Annotated in this window: 1 protein-coding gene; it reads left to right on the forward strand. The window is 71.3% G+C overall.

Going from position 1 to position 209, the window contains the following annotated elements; genetic code table 11:
- Positions 1 to 209 (forward strand): hypothetical protein (locus IH44_RS42245; protein ID WP_035958713.1); only part of this gene is annotated, 209 nt, incomplete at both ends.

The raw sequence follows: 209 nt of genomic DNA on the forward strand, positions 1-209 counted from the left end.
GCCCGCCAAGGACACCGCGAGCGGCAAGTACCGCGTCGACGTGGTGAATCCGCAGCCGGGCGTGCTGTACCCGGCGTTCGCGGCTCGCGAGGGCCTGGCCGGGGCGCCGGACAAGCTGAGCAGCAACGAGGAGTTCGTCGACCTGTCCGCGGGCAAGCAGGCGGTGCTCACCACCGGCCTGTGGAACCCGTCCGACTACTGCCAGCGCA

Source organism: Kitasatospora sp. NRRL B-11411 (assembly GCF_000721345.1).
GTDB lineage: Bacteria > Actinomycetota > Actinomycetes > Streptomycetales > Streptomycetaceae > Kitasatospora > Kitasatospora cineracea.